The organism is Candidatus Komeilibacteria bacterium CG_4_10_14_0_2_um_filter_37_10 (assembly GCA_002793075.1).
GTDB lineage: Bacteria > Patescibacteriota > Patescibacteriia > UBA1558 > UBA1558 > UM-FILTER-37-10.
Map to the genome: position 1 here is coordinate 1 of PFPO01000003.1, position 1453 is coordinate 1453.

Consider the following 1453-nt stretch of genomic DNA (forward strand, 5'->3'; position numbering starts at 1 on the left):
TGAGAATAGAGATTTTGATAATCCTCAATTATTTGTTGATCTCGTTTCGGAACTAGCTAATCAAGGTATTAAATTAGAGATTAAGAAGAATGTTATTTTTTTTGAATGTGACGGACAGCTACCACTTTCCGAAATAGAAAAGACTTGGTTACAAATTGAAAGTTATCTACCGGATTTAAAAAAAGTGCCGGTTTGTCACCTACGAAAGCAGCAGAACTATTTAGAAATAAACAACAGCATTGATAAATAGAAGGCTTTATTTTAATAGTCTTGAATAGCTGAATAATTTAACGTATAATAATTGAGTTATATTATGCGTATTACCAGATACAACATATGATTATTCTACAAAACTTAAAGAAATACTATGATCACATCAAGGCTGTTGATGATTTTTCATTAGAAATTAAACCCGGTGAAATCATGGGTTTTTTGGGTCCCAATGGTGCTGGCAAGACAACAACTATGAAGATGTTGACCGGTTTTATCGCACCTACCGAGGGACAGATTCTGGTGGATAATTTGGATTTACTGGAGGATTCATTAGCCATCCGAAAGAGAATTGGCTATCTGCCCGAGAATAACCCACTTTACGAAGATATGAAGGTTTATGAGTATCTTTTATTTGTCGGTAGAATTAGAGGATTAACCCTAGTAGAGATCAAGGACAGAATGCGGGAAGTAGTGAAGACTTGTGGCATAGAAAAGGTTTTACGTCAACAAATTAGTGAACTATCCAAGGGCTATCGTCAACGCGTTGGTTTGGCGCAAGCACTATTACATCAGCCCGAAATTTTGATATTAGATGAGCCAACCTCAGGACTTGACCCTAATCAGATAGTTGAAATTAGAGAGTTAATCAAGAAAATTGGTAAAGAGAAAACCGTTATTTTGTGTACTCATATTTTATCCGAAGTACAAGCTATTTGTGATCGCGTCGTCATTATTAACGCTGGTAAAAAAGTTGCTGAAGGACGACCGGAGGAATTAACGCAGCAAGTATCAGGACAAGCTGTTTATTATCTCAAAGCCAAGGGTGATGAATCGCGAGTGAAAACCAGCTTGGCTCAGATTGGTGGCGTGACAGAAGTTATCTTTTTGGGTTCAGAAAATGATAGCGTTTTATCCTATAAATTGATTTTGGCAATTAACGAAGATATTAGAGAAAAAATGTTTCAAACGGCAGTACAAGATCATTGGTCCATCTTAGAGTCACATAAAGAAGAGATGACGCTAGAAGATATTTTTAGGAAGTTAACCAAACAATAATATGATGAATTGGTCACGAGTAAAAACAATTTTTTTCAAAGAGCTGGCAGTATATTTTAATTCACCGATTGCTTATATTTTTATTGCTATTTTTTTAGTTGTTTCATCCTGGTTGTTTTGGCAGGATTTTTTCTTATTAGGCCAAGCTAATATTAGAAATTATTTATCTTTATTACCTTGGTTG

General features: G+C 35.1%; 3 protein-coding genes. All 3 read left to right on the forward strand.

Features of this window, described 5'->3' with window-relative positions:
- On the forward strand, positions 1-250 hold a 250-nt coding region (locus tag COX77_00090; GenBank protein PIZ99918.1), incomplete at its 5' end, for a hypothetical protein.
- 86 nt (positions 251-336) lie between these two features.
- Positions 337-1269 carry a hypothetical protein gene (locus COX77_00095; GenBank protein PIZ99919.1) on the forward strand — a complete coding sequence of 311 codons (933 nt, stop codon included), beginning with the start codon at positions 337-339 and terminating at the stop codon, positions 1267-1269.
- Between the two features lies 1 nt (position 1270).
- Positions 1271-1453, forward strand: a 183-nt coding sequence (locus COX77_00100) for an ABC transporter (protein ID PIZ99920.1), incomplete at its 3' end; no start/stop codon positions are given.